The sequence below is a fragment of the Megasphaera sp. AF13-6AC genome, from assembly GCF_027685385.1.
Lineage (GTDB): Bacteria > Bacillota > Negativicutes > Veillonellales > Megasphaeraceae > Megasphaera > Megasphaera micronuciformis.
Map to the genome: position 1 here is coordinate 1 of NZ_JAQCUN010000333.1, position 585 is coordinate 585.

General features: G+C 46.8%; 1 protein-coding gene. It reads left to right on the forward strand.

The annotated features are described in order from the left end of the window. Positions 1–408, forward strand: a 408-nt coding sequence (locus PGX78_RS09265; protein WP_270446678.1) for a BadF/BadG/BcrA/BcrD ATPase family protein, incomplete at its 5' end; no start/stop codon positions are given. Between the last annotated feature and the right edge of the window lie 177 nt (positions 409–585).

Genomic DNA, 585 nt, shown 5'->3' on the forward strand with positions numbered 1-585 from the left:
ACCGGCAAATTCTTGGAAATCATGGCCAATCGCTTGGGTGTATCTTTGGCGGAACTTGATCAAATTGCCAGGGAACGTACGGAAAAGCTTCAAATCAGTGCCATGTGCACGGTTTTTGCCGAGTCGGAGATCGTTTCTTTAATCGGTCAAGGAACGTCAAAGGCGAACATAGCCTGGGGAGTGTTGCAGTCCGTCGTAAAAAAGGTCCGTCAGGAATATGCCAAGCTGTCGGAACAAGAAGGACCTATCTTTTTAACCGGGGGCTTATGTGAAGACGTATATTTTCTGGAACTTTTGAGCGAATCTTTCGGCAGAACCGTTCATTCCGATGCCAAGGCCCGCTATGCAGGGGCTATCGGAGCGGCCGCACTAGCGGTAGAGCAGGATTTAAAGAATCGTGCAGAGTAGAAATTTCAGTAAAACATTGTTATAATAATCACGTACTGTAAATGAAGCTCTGAGAAAATAATGTAGAGCTGTAAGCATTATGGGGGGGAAATAAAATGGAAGAAGCATATAAGTTCGGGTGCGGCCGCTACATACAGGAAGCGGGTGCTTTGTTGCGCGTCGGAGAAGAAGCAAAGC